Origin of the sequence: Aquamicrobium sp. LC103, assembly GCF_001014615.2 — a bacterium.
Lineage (GTDB): Bacteria > Pseudomonadota > Alphaproteobacteria > Rhizobiales > Rhizobiaceae > LBCQ02.
The window spans coordinates 34,263-56,301 of record NZ_LBCQ02000001.1 but is presented as its reverse complement, the minus strand read 5'-3'; the positions used below and the strand labels follow the sequence as shown (position 1 = coordinate 56,301).

The following is a 22,039-nucleotide window of genomic DNA, read 5'->3' as shown; positions in this document are numbered from 1 at the left end:
GTCATGGACGATCTTTCCGTCATCGACCGTTTCACGGACACGTTCTCGCAATATATCGACAGCGGCTTTGGCCTGCTCGGCGGCGAGATCGCCTTTCTCTCGGCCACGCTGATCGTCATCGACATCACGCTCGTCGGCCTGTTCTGGGCTTTCGGCGCCGGCAATGACGAGATCCTCGCCAAGCTCATCAAGAAGGTGCTCTATGTCGGCGCCTTCGCCTACATCATCAACAACTTCAACTGGCTTGCCGGGATCATCTTCCGATCCTTCGCCGGGCTTGGCCTGACAGCCTCGGGCTCCGGCCTGTCGGAGAGCGATTTCCTGCGGCCCGGCCGCCTCGCTTCGGTCGGCATGGACGCCGGCAGGCCGATCCTCGAACAGATCGGCGAATTGTCCGGCTTCACTTCCGTCTTCTCCAACATCGACACGATCGCCGTGCTCTTCCTCGCCTGGCTCGTGGTCATCATCAGCTTCTTCGTCCTCGCCGTGCAACTCTTCGTGACGCTGTTGGAGTTCAAGCTGACGACACTCGCCGGCTTCGTGCTCGTGCCCTTCGCGCTCTGGAACAAGACCGCCTTCCTTGCCGAAAAGGTGCTTGGCAACGTCGTCTCCTCCGGCATCAAGATTCTCGTGCTCGCCGTGATCTTCGGCATCGGCAACGGCCTGTTCGCCGAGTTCCGCGCGACGGCCGGACCGGAGCCATCCATCGAGCACGCGCTGTCGATCATGCTGGCCGCGCTCGCAATGCTCGGTCTCGGCATCTTCGGGCCGGCAATCGCCACCGGCCTCGTGTCAGGCGCTCCACAGCTCGGCGCAGGCGCCGCGGCAGGGACCGCGCTCGCCGCCGGCGGTCTCGCGGTTGCCGGGGGCGCCGCCACGCTCGGCGCGGCCCGTCTCGGCGGTGCGGCCACGATTTCCAGCGTCAATGCCGCCTCCACCATGTCGGGCGGCGCGCGCACCGCCTACGAGCTGGGCGCAGCCACATCGGGCGCGACGGGAATGGGCGCGGTCGGCGCAGGGCTTGCCGGCGTCGCGCGCGCCGGTGCCGGCGCCTTCGCGCAGGCAGGACGCGACATGGCCGCGCGCGTCTCCGCCAATACGAGGGAGCGCGCGGCCGCCGGATCGCGCGGTGCATGGCGTGCCACCGGCGGCCAGCCGATGGCGGCAATGCGGGAGGCCGCCAACGATGCCTCCTTCTCCGCCAGCGGCGACGAGCCGGCATGGGCGAGCCGCGTGCGCCACGGCTCGCGCGCCTCGCAGGCCGCGCATGGCGCGACGATGGCCGCCCACACCCTGCGCTCCGGCGATCATGGCGGCTCGGGCGCCAACCCATCATTGCGGCAGGAGGATTGACCAATGCGCTTCAGACGCGCCGGCGTGCGCTATTCCGAAACCACCGAGCCGACCACGCCCTATCAAGCGGCGGGCCAGCTCTGGGACGAACGGATCGGCTCGGCCCGCACACAGGCCCGCAACTGGCGGCTAATGTCCTTCGGCTGCCTGGCTCTGTCTATCGGCATGGCCGGCGGACTGCTCTGGCAGGCCGGCCGCTCGACCGTTACGCCCTATGTCGTGGAGGTCGACCAGCTCGGCCAGGTCAAGACCATCGGGCCGGCCGTCGAAGCCTACCGGCCGACCGACGCGCAGATCGCCCACGCACTCGCCCGCTTTATCCAGAACGTCCGGGCGCTGCCGACCGATCCGATCGTGGTGCGCCAGAACTGGCTGGAAGCCTACGACTTCACCACCGATCGCGGCGGCGCTGCCCTCAACGACTATGCCCGCGGCAATGATCCGTTCTCGAAGGTCGGCCGAACGTCGGTCGCGGTCGAAGTCACGAGCGTCGTGCGCGCTTCCGATAGCTCGTTCCAGATCCGATGGATCGAGCGCCGCTACGAGAACAACCAACTCGCCGGCACGGACCGCTGGACCGCGATCCTGACCATCATCCTGCAACCGCCGCGCACCGAAGACCGGCTGCGCAAGAATCCGCTCGGCATCTATGTCAACGGCATCAACTGGAGCCGCGAGCTCGGCTCCGGCGGGTCGTGAAAGAGAGAGGGAACATGATTCGATCAACACCCATGCACATGCTGCTACTGTCGTCGGCAGCGCTGCTCGCCGGCTGCGCCGGCAAGACGCCGCCGCCGGAAATCTCACTCGATCAGCCCTACGAGGCGAGCCGTGTCGTCGAGCCGATCGGCCCGGTCGAAGTGGTCACGCTGCCGCAACCCCTGCCGCTGCCCGGCCAGTTGAAGCCGCTCCCCGGCAAGGCCGGCGACGCCGAACCGGCCGACCCCAAGGCGCGCGTAACCACGGCGAATGCCGCGGCGCGCGTTCAGCCGACACGCTCCGGCTATGTCAACGCAACCCAGGTCTGGCCCTACGCCGCCGGCGCGCTCTATCAGGTTTATGCGAGCCCGGAAAAGGTCACGGACATCGCTCTGCAAACCCGCGAGGAACTGGTCTCGGTTTCCGCCGGCGACACCGTGCGATGGGTGATCGGCGACACCACCAGCGGCTCCGGCACCGCGCAGCGCACGCATATATTGGTCAAGCCGACGCGGCCGGACCTGAAGACCAACCTGGTCATCAACACCAACCGGCGCACCTATCATGTCGAGCTCACATCGACGCCGCAGACATGGATGGCGTCCGTATCATGGGACTATCCGCATGACCGCCTCATGGCGCTGGAGCGGCAGAACGAGCGTGCCGCGACGGCCACGCCCGTCTCCAACGCCGTGGCGCTCGACCGCGTGAAATTCCGCTACCAGATCACCGGCGACAAGCCGTCCTGGCGGCCGGTGCGCGTCTTCGACGATGGCGAGAAGGTCTACATCCAGTTCCCGGCCGGCATCGCACAGGGCGAGCTTCCGCCGCTCTTCGTCGTCGGCCCCACCGGCGAAAACCAGCTCGTGAACTATCGCGCCCGGCCACCCTACTACATCGTCGATCGCCTGTTCGGCGCGGCCGAGCTGCGCCTTGGCGGCGAGAAGCAGCAGGTCGTTCGCATCACGCGCACCGATGGCAGACGACGGGGGTTGTTCGGGACATGACCACACCGCCCAAATCCCCGCCGCCGAACCTCGCTATCCGCGCCAAGCCCCGCCCGGTGACGCGGCTCAACCGCCGGACGCTGATCGCACTCGCCGGCGTCTCCCTGGCCGCCGTGCTCGGCGCGATGATCTGGGCCTTGCAAGGCCGCGACCGCAGCGGCCAACTCGGCGACGAGCTTTACACCACCGATCGCGTCAATCCGGCCGAGGGCCTCCAGACGCTGCCGCGCGACTATACCCAGGTTCAGCCGCCGCAACTCGGCGCACCGTTGCCCGGCGAACTGGGCGGGCCGATTGTCCGCACCGAGCGCGAGGCAGGCATTCCAGCCATGCCGGAACGGCCGAACTTCCGCCCCGATCCGGAAGAGGACGCACGCCGCGCCGCCCGGCTGCGCGAGCAGCAGGAGGCGGAAGCCGCGGCGAAGGCCGCCGTCTTCTTCCAGTCGATCCGGCCGCGACAGGATACGCCGGCATCCGGGGGACCCGCCGAGCCAAGCCGCCTCGATCTCACCGCGATCCCAGCGCCTACCGGGGAGGCCATCCCGGCGCCCGTCGACGATGTGACGACGCAAAACATGCAGGATCGCAAGCAAGCCTTCGTCGATCGCGAAGTCGACCAGGACATCTACGGTTCTGGCACGCTCCAGACGCCGCGCTCGCCCTATCAGGTGATGGCCGGCACAATCATCCCGGCGGCTCTGGTAACGGGCATCAATTCGGACCTGCCAGGCCAGATCGTCGGCACCGTTACCGAGAACGTCTACGACACCGCGATCGGCCGTCATCTTCTGATCCCGCAGGGCGCACGCTTGATCGGCGAATATGATTCCGGCGTAGCCTTCGGCCAGAGCCGCGTGCTTCTCGTATGGTCCCGCATCGTCATGCCGGACGGCTCCTCCATTGTCCTCGACCGGCTCTCCGGCGTCGATACCGCCGGCTACGCCGGCCTTGAGGACGAGGTGGACAATCACTGGTTCCGCCTGATCGGCGGCGCGGTGCTGTCCTCGCTGCTCGGCATCGGCGCCGAGCTGGCGGCTCCGGACACCAGCGACGGAGACGGCGATCGCATTATCATCGCCACGCGCGACGGCGCACAGGAAACCATCAACGACGTCGGCCAGCAGATTACCCGACGCAATCTCAACATCCAGCCGACCCTGAAGGTACGGCCGGGCTTCCCAGTCCGCGTCATCGTCAACAAGGATCTGATCCTACGGCCCTATCAGGCCGCTCCGCTCACGGCGAATATCGGGAGGGACGATTGACCGCCAAGCTCAGCCTCGGCCCGGTGCCGAAATCCGAATCCGTCAAGCTGACCATCACCGTCAGCGCCCGGCTTCGCGATGATCTCGACACCTATGCGGCGCTCCATTCCGAGCTGCACGGCACGCCGGTCGATGCTGCAACGCTCGCTCCGCTCATGCTGGAGACCTTCATCGCTCGCGACAAGGGGTTTCGCGCGGCGCGCTCCAGACGCGTCAACGCCTCAGGCAGCGCGTCGCGCATGCTCGACAAAGACGGATAGCGCCTCTGGCTTCCTTTCCTCTCTGGTCAAGAGCCATGTCCTTACGTCCGCCGGAGCGTCTTTGATTGGACGGATCACGAGTTCGCTCGCGCCAAGGGCTTCCAGTTGCGCTCCTGTAGCAATACCGATCCCACGCCCGGCAAATACCCACATCACCAGCATGCAGAGAGTTGCCGCGCTATCCACTATGTTCGGCGTCGGCGTCATGGTACGCACGATCTGTTCGATCTGCGATTGCTGGCTGAGGCCGGTGTCTGGCCGACACAGTACGAGAGGCTCACGAACAACATTGGCAAGCTCTATGTCCTCGCTTTCCGCTAGAGGATGGTTGCCAGGAAGCACGGCGATGGGCGGGTCCTGCCAGATCGGCTCGGCGACAATATCCCGGCCATATCCGCTCTCAGGTGCAAGCGCGGCATCGAGAAGACCGTTCCGTAGATCATGAATCTTCCGTGTCATCGACACTTCGTGCACATGCACGCAGATTTCCCGGTTCTCCCGCTCTATCGCCGCAAGCACGCGGGCAAGTCGTGGTAACGGCACGCCGTCGCAAACACCAATGTGGAGATGGCTCGCATTGGCGCTGGCCATCGCACGGACATCGATGGCTGCCTCATCGGCGGCCGCCAGAAGGGCGCGCGCATGGTTCAGAAGCCGCTCGCCCGCGGCAGTCAGCCTTGTCGACCGTCTGGTACGTTCGAAAAGCTCGACTCCTAGTCTCAGCTCAAGGGTTCTTATGGATCGCGATAGCGGCGACTGCTCGATGCCTGCACGCTCCGCAGCGCGTGTGAAATGCAATTCCTCGGCGACCGCCACGAAATGTCGAAGATGACGCAGTTCCATTGTTCAAGCCACACCCCTGCTATCCATCAACTATGCGGCTTTCTCGCAGGATCCCCTGGTCCCTGAGGATGGGGTGGGCAATAGCTGCGATGTGGGCGTTGATGCGCTTGAGGTCGCGCAGAATGTCGAGGTGGAGCGACGAGGTCTGGACGCTCTCGACCTGGCCGTTGCGAAGGCGGCTCATGTGATTGGCGGCCGATCGTTCTTCGAGATGGCGGATATCGATCTTCGCTTCGACCAATTGGCGGGCGAGCTTCTCGTCACCGGTGACTAGGATGCTCTGGGCGAGCCTGAGATTCTCGATCGTGACTCTGTAGAACTCCTCGATTTCCGTAGCCCCTTCGGCCGAGAACGAGAGCTGATGCCTGATCTTCTTCTCGACCAGTTCGCGCAGGTTCTTGTCCACGATGTCGCCGATATGCTCCAGGTTCGTGGCGTAGGCGATGATCTCGGCCGAGCGGCGCTCGTCCTTTTCCTCGAGCGCCGACCGGCCGAGCCTGGCCAAATAGAGCTTGACGGCATTGTTCAGCCTATCGACCTCATCATCCATCGCAGCGAGCGAGGCACAGCGTTTCGTGTCGTTCTTTCTGAGGGCCTCGAGATTGTTTTCCAGCATCGTCGCGACATAGTCACCGATGCGCAGCGTCTCGCGTGCGGCGGCGGCCAGCGCCATAGTGGGCCGGTCAAGAATGTCGGCATCAAGATGTCTTGGGCCATCAGCGTCACTCGAGGTCTCCGGAAGAAGACGCCGGACGGCCCAGGAGAAAGGGGTAAGCAGCGGCAGCATGATGGCCGCGAGTACGATGTTGAAAAGGATGTGTGCCTCGACAATCTGCTGCGCAGGGTCGGAGGCAACGCTGGAGAGAAACGACGCGACCTGGCCGGCACAGGGTAGGACGACGACGCAGCCGACTAGGCGCGCCGCCAGATTGCCGATGGTGACGCGGCGGGCCAGCGAGCCCTCGCCGAGGGTTGCTAGTACCGGCGGCACGGCGCCGCCGAGATTGGCACCCAGCACCAGTGCCACGCCAAGCTCAGGCTGGACCGTTCCACTCATGGCCAGTGACATAACCAACAGAACAACGGCCAAGCTTGAGGAGGAGGCGATCGCCAACACGGCGGCTATGATAACCGCCAATACCGGTACGGCATCGAGCGAGGCCATCAGTGCTGCAAGCACCGTCGATTGCCGCATCGGCTGGGTCGATTGTCCAAGGAGGTGGAGAGACAGAAGCATCAGGCCGAGCCCCAACACGGCCCGGGCGATGCCCTTGCTCGGTTTCGCCTCGCTGAAGGTGAATATGACGACGCCCGCCGCGATCAGCAGCGGCGCCAACCAGTGGACATTGAACGCCAGGATCCGCGTCACCAAGCTTGTGCCGACATTGGCGCCGAGCATGATGGCCTGAGCCATCGCAGAACTCATAAAGCCGCTGCCAGCGAACGAGGCCGTCATCAAAGCTGTGGCGGTGCTGCTCTGCAGCGCCATCGTGACGGCAAGGCCGATGCCGAACGCAGAGACTCGGTTTCGCGTGCCCGCACCAATCCAACGACGCAGCCGTGGGCCAAAGGCGCGGCTTACGCCGGTTTTCACCATGCGAAGGCCCCACAAAAGTAGAGCTACAGCGCCGATTGGGTCGAACACTTGACGCTACCTAGTTTCGCGGGAATCGGCGTCAGCGCAGAAAACGCTTCTCGTCGGCCTTGACCTGATCCATCTTCTGCAGGCGGAAGATTTCCTCGACCGGAACAATATCCTTGTGGACGTTCTGGACGCCTCCATCAGTAATGATTCGCCGGAAGGCGTCCTGCATGGCCGTGGTCGCGGCTCGGATGCCGTAGTTGCCATAGATGGTCATCCTGATGTTGCCGAGCGCCTTGATCCGCGTGGCATCAAGTTCTGGATAGGCATTGGGAACGATGACCAACGGAGCGGATCCCTTCCACGCACGCGAGAAACTTTCGATCTCGGCCGGGTCCTTCTTCTTCGAATGGATCAGGATCAAGTCGGCACCGGCCTCGACATAAGCCATGCCGCGCTTCAGAGCCTCCTCTTCGCCCAATCCAGCGATGAGCGCTTCTGTCCGGGCGATGACAAGGAAATCCGGATCCTGCCGGGCCGCGATAGCAGCCTCGATCTTGCCCTGGAATTCCTCGATGCGCAGCAATTCCTGCCGGCCCTCCGCGGCCAAGCTGGTCACCTTTGGAAAGGTCTTGTCCTCAATGACAACAGCCGCGGCACCTGCTTTTTCATATTCGCGAATCGCGTGGATCACGTTCAGCGCGTTACCATAACCGGTGTCGATGTCGGCAACTATGGGCAGCGACGACTGGCCAGCGATGGCGCGCAGCATGTCGAGATGCTGGGTCATCGTGATCAGGCTCATGTCGGCGAGGCCATACAGTGCCGACAGTTCGAAGCCGGATGCCCAGAGCCCGTCAAAGCCGGCCTCTTCGGCAAGCTTCGCCGAAAGCGGGCTATGTGCAGCCATGATGTGAAGCAGAAAATTTTCAGAATCAGATATCGGCAATCGAGCTCGTGGCATCTTGTCATCTCCCTTTAGCGCGACTTATCTTGGTGGGAAGCTAAACTGCGATGACAGGTTCGCCATTCAGAAGCTCAAAAACCTCATCGTATGAAACCGACGCTCGGCTCCCCAGACGCTCCTTGAGGTTTAGATCGGCAAATTCCCTCAACCGCTTGGAAGCAGCTATCGACATTAGTGGGTCAATTCCTATTGCCCTGAGCGTTGCCGCTACCTCCACCATCTCGTGGGATCGACGAGCGCCATGTATGACGGACCGGCCAACTAGGAAGTTGGCGGTTTTGCGCCATCCCAAGCCCGGATACCCAGCCTCCACATAATCTAACACTTCGTCGCAAACGTCATATCGCGAGGCGGCAAGAAGGCATTCTAGGATTAGTGCTTCCAATCCTTTAACAATAATGCTTCTAAACATCTTCGCGGCCGATGCGCGCCCAATTTTTTCCCCAAAGAATTCTACATTCATGCCTGCGGTGTTTAGATCTTCGGCCGCCTTCCGGGCGGCCGCGCCACCGCAGACGAGAATCGGTACCCTAAGGCCTAGCGACGGCACCGCCGCCATAATCGCAGCTTCGACATACTTCGCGCCTGACAAAGCAATTGTATCCCCGATCGTTCGCTTCAGATCGGGCGAGACGGAGTTGAAGTCGATGAATGTGTTCCGTGGCGTCAGGTGCGGGAGCGCCTTTCGCGCGGCATCCAGAGCGGTGTCCGACGTGACGACCGAAAGGACGAGGTCGCTGGAATCAACCAGCTGCTCGACGGTTCGGCAAATTGTAACTCCTTTTAAGCGCTCCGCATGCGACGCGGATTGCGAGAAGGAGAGATCCGCAAAAGTCCTATCGTAAGCAAGTATTCTATTTACACCATGTTCACGAAGGCCCAATGCAAAGGTACGTCCAACTTCGCCAAATCCGATAAAACCTATAGTCTGATCCATTATCGATCCTGGGCATGTTAACTGTAGAAGGTGCCGCGACTGGGACTCGGATGAGCCATGCCGATCCGCGACTGGAAACGCGGCTAATCTGTCGCAGCTTAATATTACTTGAGGCGCTAGCGTGACAACGGAACAGTGCGAATGCACCGCATTCCGCAGTGGAATGCATGCGTCAATCGAGCGGGGCAAATTCCTTACGGCAATGAAGCCATTGCCAATTGTTTCTTGCCTTCAACCTCGCGGTTGCACATACGAGCAACGGGTAGCGACACTTCAGGGTGCCATGAAAGATTCAACGCCGATTGGACAGACTGCCTCGGTCGACGAGCTTTGCCGTTGGTTGCAGTGTGAAAGTCCATCAACAGCAGTCGACGGTGTAAACAGAATGATGGACCTAGTCGTCGAAAAGGTCCGTGGAACCTCGATTTCAATTGAGCGCTTGCCTGGTCATTCAGGCGCGGGCGATATCGTCATCCTCCGCAGCCGGCCGGAGGACGAGACACGAAACGCGCCTATTCTGCTCCTTTCACACCTCGATACCGTCCATCAAGTTGGCTCTGTTCGGACCTCAATGCCTATCGTCCAACGCGACGACAGACTGTTTGGTCCTGGCGTCAGCGATATGAAAGGCGGTGCCTATCTCGGCCTGACTGCGATGTTGGAAGTCGTGAGACGAGAAACCGCAAGGAGGCCGATTACATATGTCTTCACGTCCGATGAAGAGATTGGCAGCCCGACCAGTCGGCCGGTAATTGAAAAGGAAGCTGCCAAGGCGGCCTTTGCGCTTGTCACTGAGGCCGCACGGCCTGATGGCTCCATCGTCACAGCACGCTGCGGTGTCGGACGATTCAAGGTGGGCATAACCGGTACAGCCGCTCATGCGGGGCGTTGGGAAGACTGCGGACAGAGTGCAATTAGTGAGGCCGCACGGCAGATCGTCGCAATCGATGCAATGAGTGACCATAGCCAAGGAGTCAAATTGACGATTGGGACAATTGGCGGAGGGTCAGCGGAAAACGTCATTCCGGCAAATGCAGAGTTTTCAATTGATCTCCGCTTTGCGGATGCAGCCAAGGGTGCAGCAATCGCGGCACAGCTAAAGGCGTTGCGTTCTGAACACGCCGGCATATCCATTTCGGTAGCTGGGGGGATTAATCGTCCTGGATATGCCCGGACTGAGGCGATTGATACCCTCTTTGGTCATGCACATGCGCTGGCGGCCGAAATTGGCTTCGAGCTCCGGCAAGCGCCGATCGCCGGAGGAGCGAGTGACGCCAATTTCACGGCTGCACTTGGCATTCCGACGTTGGATGGCTTAGGGATTGTGGGTGGTGGTGGTCACACCGCTCAGGAGTATGGACTGATTTCATCGCTAAAGCCGCGGGGGATGCTGCTTGAGCGCTTACTTGAAACTCTCTAGGGAGCCTTCATCCGTCTTCACCACTAGGCGATGTGGTATTTTCATGGATTGTGCGGCGTCGACAATCCAGTTGCGAAAGGCGCGGACATTTCGATCCTTAGCCTTTCTTTTGTCGTAGACGAGATAGTACGCGCTGCCGGAGGCAACGGCTATATCAAAAGGGACGACGAGCTGGCCTGACGCAATATATGCCTGCACCAAAGGATAAGGGGCGACAACGATCCCAACACCGTCTGCTGCTGCTTGCAGGGCAAAATGATAGTGATCGAAATGAAGCCCTTGGTCGGGGTCGACGGAGCGTTCACCGACAGCCTCAAGCCAACCCTTCCAAGCGTGTCTGCGCGTAATGGCGTGGAGCAGCGTCTGACCCGACAGATCTGTCGGCGTTTGGATTGTCTCTGCGAGGTTGGCATTGCAGGCCACCACGTGGTCGTCGTCCATCAGAAAGTCGGCGAGAGGCACCTCTTCCCTACCGTCTTTTCTCAGTCTGACGATTGCGATGTCGATTTGATCTCTATTGAGATTGAATTCTGCCAGGGTGGCGCCCAACGACGTCCGGAGGCGAACGTCGATCTTTGGATGAAGGTGCCTGAATGCCTGTAGACGCGGAATGACCCAGCGCATGGCAAGCGTCGGAGGCACGCGCACCTCGAGCAATGCAGTGTCGGGATCCGGCTTAAGGCTTGTTACCGCCTTTTCTAGGAGTTCGACCGCTTCTCGAACTTGAGGCCAGAATGCTTCGCCGACCTCGGTCAGTTCCAAGGAGCGCGTCTTGCGGTGAAAGAGCTTCACCCCCAGCGTATATTCGAGATTGATTATCTGCTTGCTGATGGCGCCTTGCGTCATGTTGAGATCTGACGCGGCCTTCGTAAAGCTGAGGTGCCTGGCGGCCACTTCAAACGCGACCAGTGCGCTCAACGGGGGAAGTTGTCTCATACGCAGGCCCATATGCATTCCGTTTCGGAATGCATATGCCGACGAGAGTTCCATTGTCAATCACCAGTGGATGCAGCAATCTCCAAATGCTGCATTTCGATAGTGCCGTATATAATTACCCGGCACTATGTGCGAACTATTATTGTGATGGATGTATATCCATAGTAATAATCTAAGCGCACATAAAACAAAAGCAATATAATCTAAGAGGGTGTCATCTTTCTTTCACATGAAGAGTGTACCGTATCTGTGGTAGATGTCGTCAGATATAAGGAGTTTTTGTTTGGCATTGTTTCTTTCGACATTTGCCAAAGTGACGCACGGAATAATCTCCGATTTCCGAGCCTTGGTTGGCGGGAATCTGAGGATTGTGAGCGGTGCTTGGAAGAAACAATTGTAACAACGTTTTGGTGAGTGAGTTTCCGTCGGTAGCCCAATCGTCGCTGAATGCGCCTCCGACCATTCACCCAGATCGCGAGCGGAGAGCTTTTATGAACTTTACCAGAAGACGCGTGACTCAATTGGCGGCTTTGTTCAGCGCGACGGCAGTCCTGCCTGGGATCCCGCAGGTGAATGCGCAGGGGGCGGAACGACCGACGCTCGTGGTTGCCGTAAATGACCAACCTGCAAAACTCGAGCCTGCGGACAACCCACTCGCACTCGACATGCGGGTGACCTATTCCGTCTTTGATACGCTCATTCGGCGTGATTATCTCACTGAAAAGGCCAATCCCGAGGGCGGCGTCGTTCTCGTTCCGGGCCTAGCGACGCAATGGCGGCGCATCGACGAACGCACGGTCGAACTGACGTTGCGTGAGGGGGTCAGATTCCACAATGGCGATCCATTCACTGCCGAGGATGTCGCGTTCACCTTCTCCCAAGAAAGGCTCTTCGGGGAGAAGGCGATGTTTCCTTCAGCAAAGACCTATCTTGGTGAGATCGAGCCTGTCGAGGTGATCGACCCGTTGACTGTCCGGATACGGTCTCGCGCTGCCGACCCGGTGCTTGAACTGCGATTGGCCGACCCTGTTGGCAGCGTAATCGGCAAGAGCGCATACGCCGCAGGCGGCCCTGACGGGTTCAAGAGGCATCCAATTGGGACTGGGCCTGCGAAGTTCGTAAACTGGAAGAATGGAGATTCCCTGCTCTTCGACGCTTATGACGACTACTGGGGCGGAAGGCCGAATTTCTCCTCGATCACCTATCGCGTCGTACCCGAACTCGCCGCTCGCGTCGCCGGTCTGATCAACGGCGAATATGACATCGCCTTACAGATATCCCCGGACCAGTTTTCGCTCATAGAAGCAGCCCCGGGGTTGACGGTCCGCGGTGGTCCAATCGACAATTTGCAGCTTATCTGGTTTGTCTGCAATGAGTCCGTAGTCAGCGACAAGCGCCTGCGACAGGCGATGAGCCTCGCGATAGATCGCCAGTTGATTGTCGATAGCCTCTGGGCCGGCAAGACAACGATCCCGAACAGTTTTCAGATCCCGTCTTTCGGTAGCCTCTACAATCCGGATCGCAAGGACTTCAGCTACGATCCCGAGCGTGCCAAGGCGTTGGTTAAGGAGGCTGGGTACACGGGCGACATCATCACGATCAGAAATGTCACCGGATACTATCCGTTTGGCGACGAGATGATCCAGGTGGTTCAAAAGATGTGGCAAGATGTGGGGTTGAACGTCAAACTGGAAATGGTCGAGAGCTTCTCCCAAGTCTACACCCCCGGGCGGGCGGTCGGTACGGGATCTGCGAACTTCCTGATGCCAGCCCCTGAAGGATTGGGTTACATACTGTTTGGCAAAGGGTCTACAGCACAGACCAGACACGGTTTTGTTACGGCGGACAATCTCAACGCAGTCATAGACGAGCTGAAGACGAGCGCCGACCCGAAATCGCGGTACGATCTCTATCAACAAGCTCTCGACATTCTGGCGGACGAGGTGCCGGCAACGGCAATCTACCTAATGCCGCAGTTCTATGGCGTGAAATCCGCGATCCACTGGACTCCCTATCCGGGATACTGGCTGGACTTCCGACCCGACAACCTATCTTTCGCAAATTAAAGTCTTGGTTCCGCCGACGCCCTGCCGTCGCCGGAACGACTGGATCACAAGAATGGCAACCAAAACCGGACAGAATGGTCACGACCCGATGTTGAGCGTTCGTGGCCTGCAGGTTGTCCTACCTGCGGGCAATAGCTGGGCATATGCGGTTCGGGGCGTCGACATCTCTCTCGATCAGCATTCAACACTCGGCCTCGTTGGAGAGAGCGGTTGCGGGAAAAGCATGACGGGTCGGGTGCTTCTAGGCCTGCTTCCGAAGTCAGCAAAGGTTTTCGGTCAGGTCATGTTTGGCGGCAGGAACCTACTGGATTTGACCGAGACGCAGTTCAACGAAATTCGCGGGCGGGAGATCGCGATGATCTTTCAGGATCCGATGACCGCACTCAATCCTGTTCTGACAATAGGCATGCAGATCACGGAGGTGCTCGTCCGCAAGTTGGGGATGAGTGGCGCGGCGGCCGAAAACGAGGCCGTACGCTTGCTCGATCAGGTCCGCATTCCTTCAAGCAGAGCCCGTTTGAGGTCCTTTCCGCACGAGTTGTCGGGCGGCATGCGTCAGCGTGTGGTGATCGCCGCCGGAATAGCGACCCGGCCGAAACTTCTCATCGCAGATGAACCTACGACGGCTTTGGATGTGAGCGTCCAGGCAGAAATCCTGCAGCTGCTCACGTCCCTCAGGAAGGAACTCGGTATCGCGATCATACTGATCAGCCATGACTTCGGGGTCATTTCAAGAATATCGGACGAGGTGGCGGTCATGTACAGCGGCCGAATTGTCGAGCGCGGGCCTGTTCGGGACATCTACCACAGGCCGCGCCACCCCTACACGCAGGGTCTGCTTCGCGCGATACCCAGAATCGACTTTACCGACGAATGGATGCCAACGATCGAAGGGGTCGTTCCAAGCGCCATCGAGCTAATCCGGGGGTGCGCCTTTGCTCCGCGATGCCCGCGCCGCCGCGACGAGTGTGAAGCCACGTTGCCCCCGCTGACATTGACCGATGGAAGGAGATTGAATGCGTGTTTTAATCCAGTGCCTTTGCAATGACCGTGGTGAAGATGAACTTTCCTTTGCTTCAGCTTGAGAATGTGGGCAGGGATTTCGTTCTGTCAGCTGGAATCTGGTCAGGCAAATCATCGATCTTGCGCGCCGTCCACCAAGAAAGCCTGACGCTTCAACGAGGCGAAATCCTCGGGATCGTCGGCGAAAGTGGATGCGGTAAGTCGACCTTGGCCAGCTTGGTCACCGGAGTACGCGAGCCATCACGGGGGCGAATCTTTTTCGATGGGCAGGACATAACGCATCTGAAGAGCAGTGCGCGACGGGCGTCGAGGCGGCGAATACAGATTGTGTTCCAGAACCCCGCGAGTGCACTCAATCCGCGGATGCGTATCCTGACGCAGGTAAAAGAGGGGCTGATCGTCCATGGGATCGGAGACCCTGCGGGCCGCGAGAACCTCGCCAGGGAAGCACTGCTGAAAGTCGGCTTGGCCGACGAAATGGTCATGCGGTATCCCCATCAACTCAGCGGAGGGCAGCAGCAGCGCGCCGCGATTGCGAGGGCCATCGTTACCAGTCCCGAGCTGATCGTCCTGGATGAGGCCGTTTCCGCCCTGGATGTCTCGGTCAAGGCGCAGGTCATCAACCTGTTGAAACATCTCAAGCGATCCATGGGGCTGAGCTATTTGTTCATCTCGCATGATCTCGCGGTGGTTCGCCAATTGTGTGACAGGGTTGCCGTTATGCTCGGCGGCCGAATCGTGGAGTTGGCGCCGGCGGATGAACTCTTCCGCGAGCCACGTCATCCGTTCACCCGGACCTTGATCGAAGCGATTCCACACCCCGATCCGGATGTCCCGTTCGCTCCTCTGCCCCCTGTGATCGACCGAAAGTTGTCTGCCGAAAGATGTCCGTTCGCCGATCGCTGCACCTATATGGAAGAGGTTTGCGCAGGTGCGGCCCCGCTACTTTCGAGCATCGACGCTACACACCAGATCGGGTGTCACATCGATCCTTTTGCACCATCTCTGGAACGGGCAGCGCTATGAACCTGCGATATGTCCTGAGCCGCCTTCTGGGCGGATTGCTTACCCTTTTGCTGATCGTCACTTTGACGTTCTTTGCTCTCAGACTGAGTGGAGACCCAATTCAAGTTCTGCTACCCGACACGACGCCCCAGGAAGTGGTCGAACTCTACCGTGAGCGCTGGGGGCTAGATCAACCCCTTGCAGTTCAATATGTGAAGTACGTCGTCGGCATTTTTCATGGCGATTTCGGCTTGGCGTTCTCGGATGGTCGCAGTGCGCTTCAGGTCGTGTTGGAACGCGTGCCCGCGACGGCGATGCTGGCACTGGCTGCTATAGCGATCGGAGTCATCTGCGGCATTGGCGGAGGCATAGTAGCGGCTTTGAACCGCAACTCGGCAATAGATCGCGCGGTAATTGCTTTCGCCGTGTTCGGCTATGCCGTTCCAAATTTCTTCTTCGGAATTCTTCTGATCCTTCTGTTTACGGTGAAGCTCGGGTGGCTGCCCAGTTCCGGCAGCGGGACGATATGGCACCTGATCATGCCCGCACTGACCCTCGGTCTCTGGGCCTCAACACCATTGGCGCGCATTACTCGTGCCTCGGTTCTGGAGACGCTCGGCCAACCCTATATGGTGACGGTTCGAGCGAAGGGATTGCCTTACTACTACGGGGTGTTCCGACATGCTCTACCAAATGCGGCGATACCGATCATTACCATCCTCGGCTTGAATTTCGGCACGCTCATTGGGGGTGCAGTTATCACAGAAACCGTTTTTGCGTGGCCAGGAATTGGACGGCTGACCGTTTCAGCCGTGGCAAACCGTGAATTGGCGATCGTCCAAGTAATTGTGCTGTTCGTAGCTACGATCATGGTGAGCATAAATCTTGTGGTCGACCTGCTTTATACATGGATCGACCCCCGCATCTCCGTTGTCTCCGGGAGACAGAAATGAGGATTGAGGCAGCCACCGGAATAAAGCCTGACTATCGGAGCCGTTCAGCCACATTTTGGTTGTGCACGGGATATCTCGCTCTCGTGACAAGCGCCGCGATCCTGGCCATGTTCATCGCGCCGTTCGGCTATAACGATCAGGATCTGCTTCAAAGGCTAAAGCCCCCGAGTTTCCTAGGAGGGCCATCAGCCCATCTGCTTGGCACCGACCAACTTGGTCGAGATGTGTTCTCCCGACTTCTTTTTTCCATTCAGACCAGCCTCGCCATCGCATTTGTAGGAACGATCATTGGGGCGGCAGTCGGCACGAGCCTGGGCTTCGTAGCCGCACATTTCGGGGGCATCATGGATCGCGCAATTATCATGCTGATCGACATGCAGGCTGCCTTGCCATTCATCATCTTGGCTCTCGCAGCGCTCGCGATCTTTGGAAATTCATTCATAGTATTCATGGTCATTGTCGGAATCCATAGTTGGGAAACCTATGCGCGCTTGATCCGTGCAGCAGTTCTTTCTGCCAACTCCAGCGACTACGTGACAGCGATGCGTATCATGGGCGCGAGTCCGTGGCGCATCTACATCCGCCATGTGCTGCCCAATGTGGCCGGTATCCTGATCGTGCAAATCACCCTTAGCTTTCCAGCGGTGATCCTTCTGGAAAGCGGTCTGAGTTTTGTCGGGTTGGGCGTGCAGCCGCCATCGACCAGTCTGGGACTGATGATCGGAAGCGGTCGTGATCTGCTGACCCAGGCACCGTGGCTAGCACTAGCGCCCGGGTTGACGATCTTCCTCACTTGCCTGTCCGTTTCGATGCTTGGCGATAAACTCGGCGACAAGCTTAACGTTACCCTGAACTAAAAAGCGAAGTCCGTCTCGATGTCGAATTCGATTTCCACTGTGTTTGACCTTCCAGGCCGTTTCTATCGCGGGAACCTTCATACGCACACCACAATGTCCGACGGGACTTTGTCGCCGGCAGAGTTGGCGGACGCCTATCGCAGCGAGGGCTACCACTTCGTGGTCGCCAGCGATCATTTTTGGGAACGTCATGGCTGGCCGATTACCGATACGCGCGACGTTAGAACTCCCGACTTCACAACACTTATCGGTGCCGAACTGCATGCGCCGCAGACAAAGTTCTGGGAGGTCTGGCATCTGCTCGCTGTTGGCTTGCCGCTCGATTTCGCTCCTCCGGATAAGAACGAGACTGGTCCCGAATTGGCACGTCGCGCGGCCGCGACTGGCGCCTTCATCGGATTGGCTCATCCGGCATGGTATGCGTTAACGGTGGAAGACGCCGACACGATCGACGTTGCGCACGCCGTGGAGGTGTATAATCACACCAGCGAAGTCGGCTTCGGCAAGGGCGATAGCTGGAGTTTGATGGATATTCTTCTGGCGCGCGGACGAAAGCTGACCGCGTTCGCCGCTGATGACGCCCATTTCAGGACACCCGATGCATTCGGCGGCTGGGTCCAGGTGAAAGCCAGGACGCTTTGCCCAGACGCGCTTCTGGCGGCCCTCAAGGCCGGACATTATTACTCGAGCCAAGGTCCAGAGATCCATCACATCGATGTTGGGCTGGATTCAATTGTCGTAAGCTGTTCGCCAGCCTGGAATATTATTGCTTCCTGGCAGGGAAAATTCGCGAGCCGTTCAATTGGCTATGGTCAAACTGAAGCCAAATTAGATCGTCGGGCTCTTGGTGATGCCGATTATTTTATAGTCACGGTTGTCGACGAATCGGGTCGAAAAGCTTGGTCAAATCCGATCTGGCTCAAAGGTCGAAGCTGATGGCTGCTTCTCTAAATTCTTCGGAAGCGTGGAGCCGCAGGTCGAGATTCCGATGAGTGGGGCTCCAACATGACCGCTTCAATTTTTTTTGCTCACGTTGACAGAGTGCTTTCAGAAATCGAAAGCGAGGGTCTCTACAAGCGAGAGCGCTCGATTTCGGGACCGCAAGGTGGCCGCATCAATACGGTGTCGGCAGTGGGAACACGCGAAGTCATCAATCTATGTGCCAACAACTATTTGGGCTTGGCAAACCACCCCGAAATCGTCGCCGCGGCGAAGACTGCACTTGACGAGTTCGGCTTCGGCATGGCGTCGGTGCGTTTCATCTGTGGCACGCAAACTCTCCACCGCGACCTCGAGCGAATGATTGCGCATTACTTGAGCAAGGACGATGCGATCCTTTTTGCTGCCTGCTTTGACGCCAATGGCGGCGTATTCGACCCCTTGCTCGGGGAGGAAGATGCCATCATCTCGGATTCACTCAACCATGCGTCGATCATCGACGGCGCCAGGCTTTGTAAGGCAAGGCGCTATCGCTTCGCTAATGGCGATATGAACGAACTGGAGGATCGGCTGAAGGAAGCCGATGCGGCAGGGGCACGCGTAAAGATGATAGCCACAGACGGCGTGTTTTCCATGGACGGCTACGTGGCGAACCTTGTTGCTATCTGCGACCTCGCCGACCGCTACAGCGCGGTGGTCATGGTCGATGATTGCCATGCCACGGGTCATCTGGGCGAAAGAGGCCAAGGGACGCCGACGCTGACTGGCGTCGGACAGCGCGTCGATATCGTGACTGGTACACTGGGCAAGAGCCTTGGCGGGGCGATGGGAGGTTTCGTCGCCGCGTCTCAGTCCGTCATCGACTTACTGCGACAGCGGGCGAGGCCGTATCTTTTCTCCAATAGCCTTGCACCTGCGGTTGCGGCCGGATCCGTCAAGGCTATCGAGATCGCCCAGAAGGCTGATGATCGCCGTCGAGTATTGGCTTTGCATGCCGAGCGCTTCCGGGCCGGCCTCGCAAAGGCTGGTTTCGAACTACTACCCGGGCAGACACCGATTATTCCGGTGATGCTCGGCGACGCGAAATGCGCACAGAAGATGGCGGCCGCACTCGACGAGCGCGGCGTTTATGTTGCTGGCTTTTTCTACCCCGTCGTGCCGAAGGGACGGGCTCGCATCCGCACCCAGATGTCCGCCGCGTTGACGGAGACGGACATCGATTTCGCCATTGATGCTTTCAAGGATGCCGGCGTCACGCTTGGTCTAATTTGATGATTGCGAGAGGTATGCTGATGCGAACCCTGATGAAGGCAAGGTCCGAACCCGGCCTTTGGTTGGACGACCAGCCAATCCCGGCTATCGGCGCCGAAGACGTGCTGATCAAGATCAATAAGACCGGGATCTGCGGCACCGACATTCACATCTATGCTTGGGATGACTGGGCCAGGCGAACGATCCCGGTGCCAATGGTGGTTGGTCACGAATATGCCGGAGAGATCGTCGAAACGGGTTCAAATGTGCGTTGGCTTCATGTCGGCCAACGTGTTTCGGGCGAAGGCCATGTCATCGGGATGACCAGCCGCGCTGCCCGTGGCGGTCGCTTTCACCTAGACCCAGAGACCAAGGGCATAGGGATTAACATCCCGGGTGCCTTCGCCGAGTATCTTCGTCTGCCGGCATTCAACGTGGTGCCGCTGCCTGATGACATAGACGACGAGTTGGGCGCGATTCTCGATCCACTCGGAAACGCTGTCCATACCGCACTGTCCTTCGACCTCGTGGGCGAGGACGTGCTGATCACCGGCGCGGGCCCGATCGGCATCATGAGCGCGGCAGTCGCCCGTCACGTTGGTGCCCGCCATGTCGTGATCACCGATGTGAATCCCTTTCGGCTTGCCTTGGCTGAAGCAGTGACCGACGTCATCGCCGTAGATGTCTCGAAGGAGCAGCTTGCTTCAGTGAAGTCGCGGCTCGGCATGAAGGAGGGATTCGACGTCGGTTTGGAGATGAGCGGCGCGCCCTCCGCTTTCGATCAAATGGTGGACAACCTCGTCATGGGCGGGAAGATTGCGATGCTAGGCCTTCCGGCACGTCCTACCACCGTCGACTGGACAAAGGTCGTATTTAAGATGCTGACGGTCAAGGGAATCTATGGTCGGGAAATGTTTGAGACTTGGCACAAGATGCTCGCCATGCTGCAAAGCGGCCTGGATATCCGTAAGGTGATCACCCATCGACTTCCCGTCACTGACTACCAGGCCGGATTCGAAACCATGATGAGCGGCAATAGCGGAAAGATCGTCCTCGATTGGAATACCTAGCCAATGGTGGCTAGGGCAGATACAGCAGAGAAAGCGTTCAAAAGGCTGCATGGGAGAGATCGGCCGTCATCGAAAAGATGATGGAGTCGACGCCGACGGAGCAACTCCCCAGGAAACTCTCAGGCAAAGTGACCATGCAGTTGAACGATCTGGAGAGAGACGCCGCGAGCGTCCACCGAAGGGGAAAGCCGCATCGTCCGGGCCAGCAGTCCGTTCGGTGCGGTTAAGCTCTCAGGTACAGCGACAGATTGGGGAACAGCCACGGTTTCGGCCCGCCCCAACTTTGTTCGCGGAGAATGGAATGCCTCACATCGCAATCATCGGCGCCGGTATTGCCGGCGTCACCACAGCCTATGCTCTTCTGCAGCGCGGCTGCGCCGTTACCGTCCTTGACCGCCAGCGCTATTCGGGGATGGAAACGTCCTTCGCCAATGGTGGCCAGCTCTCGGCCAGCAACGCCGAGGTCTGGAATCATTGGTCGACGGTGCTCAAGGGCGTCAAGTGGATGATGCAGCGCAATGCGCCGTTACTGATAAGTCCAGGCGTGAGCTGGCACAAATACAGTTGGCTTGCCGAGTTCGTCTCCAACATCGGGAATTATCACGACAACACGGTGGCGACGACGCGGCTGGCGATCGCGGCACGACAGCATCTCTTTGCGATCGCTAAGCGGGAGAAGATCGATTTCGATCATGTCCGCCGGGGCATATTGCACATCTATTGGGACAAAGGCAGCTTCCTGCATGCATTGGAAGTAAACGCCATGCTGGTCGAAGGCGGCCTCGACCGCCAACCGGTGACAGCCGCAGAGATAGCATCAATCGAGCCGACGCTGCATGGCAAATTCCATGGCGGTTTCTACACGCCGTCGGATTCGACCGGCGACATTCACAAATTTACATTCGGCCTCGCCAAGGCATGTATGCGCCACGGTGGGCGCTTCATTCTCGATGCCGACGTCAACCGGATTGTTGCCAATAGCGAGTACAATATCCATTATTCGGCGGACAGAACGAACGGCAAGGCCGATCGAAAGACAATACGGGCTGATGGCGTCGTCATATGTGCTGGATCCGCCAGCCGCAAACTTGCGGCAATGCTTGGCGACCGCGTCAACGTCTATCCAGTAAAAGGCTATTCCATCACGGTCCATCTTGATGACGAGCGTAGCCAGAACGCTGCGCCTTGGGTAAGCCTGCTCGACGACCAGGCCAAGATCGTCACGAGCCGTCTCGGTGCCGGACGCTTTCGCGTCGCCGGCACAGCCGAATTCAACGGCATGAACCGCGATATTCGCCATGACCGTATCAGACCTCTGGTCGATTGGACCCGCTTGCTGTTTCCCGAGGTCGACACCAATCGAGTGGTGCCGTGGGCCGGCTTGAGGCCTATGATGCCCAACATGATGCCGCGGGTAGGCAAAGGACGCCGCCCGGGCGTATTCTACAACACCGGTCATGGCCATCTCGGATGGACACTCTCGGCCGCGACGGCCGAGTTAGTCGCTGATCAGATATGTACAGCATACTCCGCATAGTTCCTTCGAACATCGGCGATGGGACAAATGCTTGTCTGACGCCAATGCGTTGGAAGGGAATGGCATCGG

At 59.2% G+C, this 22,039-nt stretch carries 20 protein-coding genes and 1 riboswitch; of the genes, 15 read left to right on the top strand and 5 right to left on the bottom strand.

Annotated elements, in window-relative coordinates; translation table 11 throughout:
* The first annotated feature begins 3 nt into the window (after positions 1 to 3).
* The 5 genes from trbL to XW59_RS00260 are packed head-to-tail and all read left to right on the top strand — an operon-like array spanning position 4 to position 4,584.
* The gene (trbL, locus tag XW59_RS00280) at positions 4 to 1,353 is read left to right on the top strand and encodes a P-type conjugative transfer protein TrbL (protein ID WP_047147155.1); all 1,350 of its coding nucleotides are present in this window, start codon (positions 4 to 6) and stop codon (positions 1,351 to 1,353) included.
* 3 nt (positions 1,354 to 1,356) lie between these two features.
* Complete coding sequence (gene trbF, locus XW59_RS00275) at positions 1,357 to 2,052, top strand: conjugal transfer protein TrbF (protein ID WP_047147156.1); 696 nt, start codon at positions 1,357 to 1,359, stop codon at positions 2,050 to 2,052.
* Between the two features lie 14 nt (positions 2,053 to 2,066).
* On the top strand, positions 2,067 to 3,059 hold the full coding sequence (gene trbG / locus XW59_RS00270) for a P-type conjugative transfer protein TrbG (protein ID WP_047147239.1): 993 nt from the start codon (positions 2,067 to 2,069) through the stop codon (positions 3,057 to 3,059).
* Complete coding sequence (locus XW59_RS00265) at positions 3,056 to 4,324, top strand: TrbI/VirB10 family protein (protein WP_047147157.1); 1,269 nt, start codon at positions 3,056 to 3,058, stop codon at positions 4,322 to 4,324. Before trbG ends, XW59_RS00265 begins: the two co-directional genes overlap by 4 nt.
* Positions 4,321 to 4,584 (top strand): DUF2274 domain-containing protein, encoded by a 264-nt coding sequence (locus tag XW59_RS00260; protein WP_047147158.1) that lies wholly within the window; start codon positions 4,321 to 4,323, stop codon positions 4,582 to 4,584. Before XW59_RS00265 ends, XW59_RS00260 begins: the two co-directional genes overlap by 4 nt.
* Here the strand turns inward: XW59_RS00260 and XW59_RS00255 are convergent.
* From XW59_RS00255 to XW59_RS00240, 4 genes are all read right to left on the bottom strand, one after another.
* A complete protein-coding gene (locus XW59_RS00255) occupies positions 4,546 to 5,427 on the bottom strand; it encodes a LysR family transcriptional regulator (RefSeq protein WP_047147159.1) in 882 nt (293 codons plus the stop codon). The two genes, XW59_RS00260 and XW59_RS00255, sit on opposite strands and share 39 nt — an antisense overlap.
* Positions 5,428 to 5,446: 19 nt before the next feature.
* Entirely contained in the window at positions 5,447 to 7,072 is a 1,626-nt protein-coding gene (locus XW59_RS00250; protein ID WP_047147160.1) for a Na/Pi cotransporter family protein, read from the bottom strand.
* 31 nt (positions 7,073 to 7,103) lie between these two features.
* Positions 7,104 to 7,919 carry an isocitrate lyase/phosphoenolpyruvate mutase family protein gene (locus XW59_RS00245; protein ID WP_246665962.1) on the bottom strand — a complete coding sequence of 272 codons (816 nt, stop codon included), beginning with the start codon at positions 7,917 to 7,919 and terminating at the stop codon, positions 7,104 to 7,106.
* A gap of 94 nt (positions 7,920 to 8,013) precedes the next feature.
* Positions 8,014 to 8,913 (bottom strand): NAD(P)-dependent oxidoreductase, encoded by a 900-nt coding sequence (locus XW59_RS00240; RefSeq protein ID WP_052958278.1) that lies wholly within the window; start codon positions 8,911 to 8,913, stop codon positions 8,014 to 8,016.
* Between the two features lie 283 nt (positions 8,914 to 9,196).
* Between XW59_RS00240 and XW59_RS00235 the strand changes: the two genes are divergently transcribed.
* Positions 9,197 to 10,333: a M20/M25/M40 family metallo-hydrolase gene (locus tag XW59_RS00235; protein WP_047147162.1), complete on the top strand. Its 1,137-nt coding sequence runs from the start codon at positions 9,197 to 9,199 to the stop codon at positions 10,331 to 10,333.
* Here the strand turns inward: XW59_RS00235 and gcvA are convergent.
* Positions 10,316 to 11,323: a transcriptional regulator GcvA gene (gcvA, locus tag XW59_RS00230; protein WP_082137702.1), complete on the bottom strand. Its 1,008-nt coding sequence runs from the start codon at positions 11,321 to 11,323 to the stop codon at positions 10,316 to 10,318. The two genes, XW59_RS00235 and gcvA, sit on opposite strands and share 18 nt — an antisense overlap.
* A gap of 437 nt (positions 11,324 to 11,760) precedes the next feature.
* On the opposite strand from gcvA, the gene XW59_RS00225 reads away from it, so the two are divergent.
* The 9 genes from XW59_RS00225 to XW59_RS00185 all read left to right on the top strand — a co-directional run bounded on the left by XW59_RS00225 (position 11,761) and on the right by XW59_RS00185 (position 21,970).
* On the top strand, positions 11,761 to 13,335 hold the full coding sequence (locus XW59_RS00225; protein ID WP_047147163.1) for an ABC transporter substrate-binding protein: 1,575 nt from the start codon (positions 11,761 to 11,763) through the stop codon (positions 13,333 to 13,335).
* A gap of 52 nt (positions 13,336 to 13,387) precedes the next feature.
* A complete protein-coding gene (locus XW59_RS00220; RefSeq protein WP_047147164.1) occupies positions 13,388 to 14,383 on the top strand; it encodes an ABC transporter ATP-binding protein in 996 nt (331 codons plus the stop codon).
* Entirely contained in the window at positions 14,380 to 15,384 is a 1,005-nt protein-coding gene (locus XW59_RS00215) for an oligopeptide/dipeptide ABC transporter ATP-binding protein (RefSeq protein ID WP_052958280.1), read from the top strand. The genes XW59_RS00220 and XW59_RS00215 overlap by 4 nt, the downstream gene beginning before the upstream one ends.
* Positions 15,381 to 16,316, top strand: coding sequence for an ABC transporter permease (locus XW59_RS00210; protein WP_047147165.1), 936 nt, complete (start codon positions 15,381 to 15,383; stop codon positions 16,314 to 16,316). Before XW59_RS00215 ends, XW59_RS00210 begins: the two co-directional genes overlap by 4 nt.
* Positions 16,313 to 17,173, top strand: coding sequence for an ABC transporter permease (locus tag XW59_RS00205; RefSeq protein ID WP_047147166.1), 861 nt, complete (start codon positions 16,313 to 16,315; stop codon positions 17,171 to 17,173). The genes XW59_RS00210 and XW59_RS00205 overlap by 4 nt, the downstream gene beginning before the upstream one ends.
* Positions 17,174 to 17,191: 18 nt before the next feature.
* Entirely contained in the window at positions 17,192 to 18,109 is a 918-nt protein-coding gene (locus tag XW59_RS00200) for a CehA/McbA family metallohydrolase (protein ID WP_047147167.1), read from the top strand.
* 69 nt (positions 18,110 to 18,178) lie between these two features.
* Complete coding sequence (locus XW59_RS00195; protein ID WP_047147168.1) at positions 18,179 to 19,384, top strand: glycine C-acetyltransferase; 1,206 nt, start codon at positions 18,179 to 18,181, stop codon at positions 19,382 to 19,384.
* A gap of 20 nt (positions 19,385 to 19,404) precedes the next feature.
* Positions 19,405 to 20,433 carry an L-threonine 3-dehydrogenase gene (tdh, locus tag XW59_RS00190; RefSeq protein ID WP_047147243.1) on the top strand — a complete coding sequence of 343 codons (1,029 nt, stop codon included), beginning with the start codon at positions 19,405 to 19,407 and terminating at the stop codon, positions 20,431 to 20,433.
* 40 nt (positions 20,434 to 20,473) lie between these two features.
* A riboswitch (glycine riboswitch) is annotated at positions 20,474 to 20,578 on the top strand.
* A 156-nt stretch (positions 20,579 to 20,734) separates the two neighbouring features.
* On the top strand, positions 20,735 to 21,970 hold the full coding sequence (locus XW59_RS00185; RefSeq protein WP_047147169.1) for a D-amino acid dehydrogenase: 1,236 nt from the start codon (positions 20,735 to 20,737) through the stop codon (positions 21,968 to 21,970).
* Positions 21,971 to 22,039 lie beyond the last annotated feature (69 nt).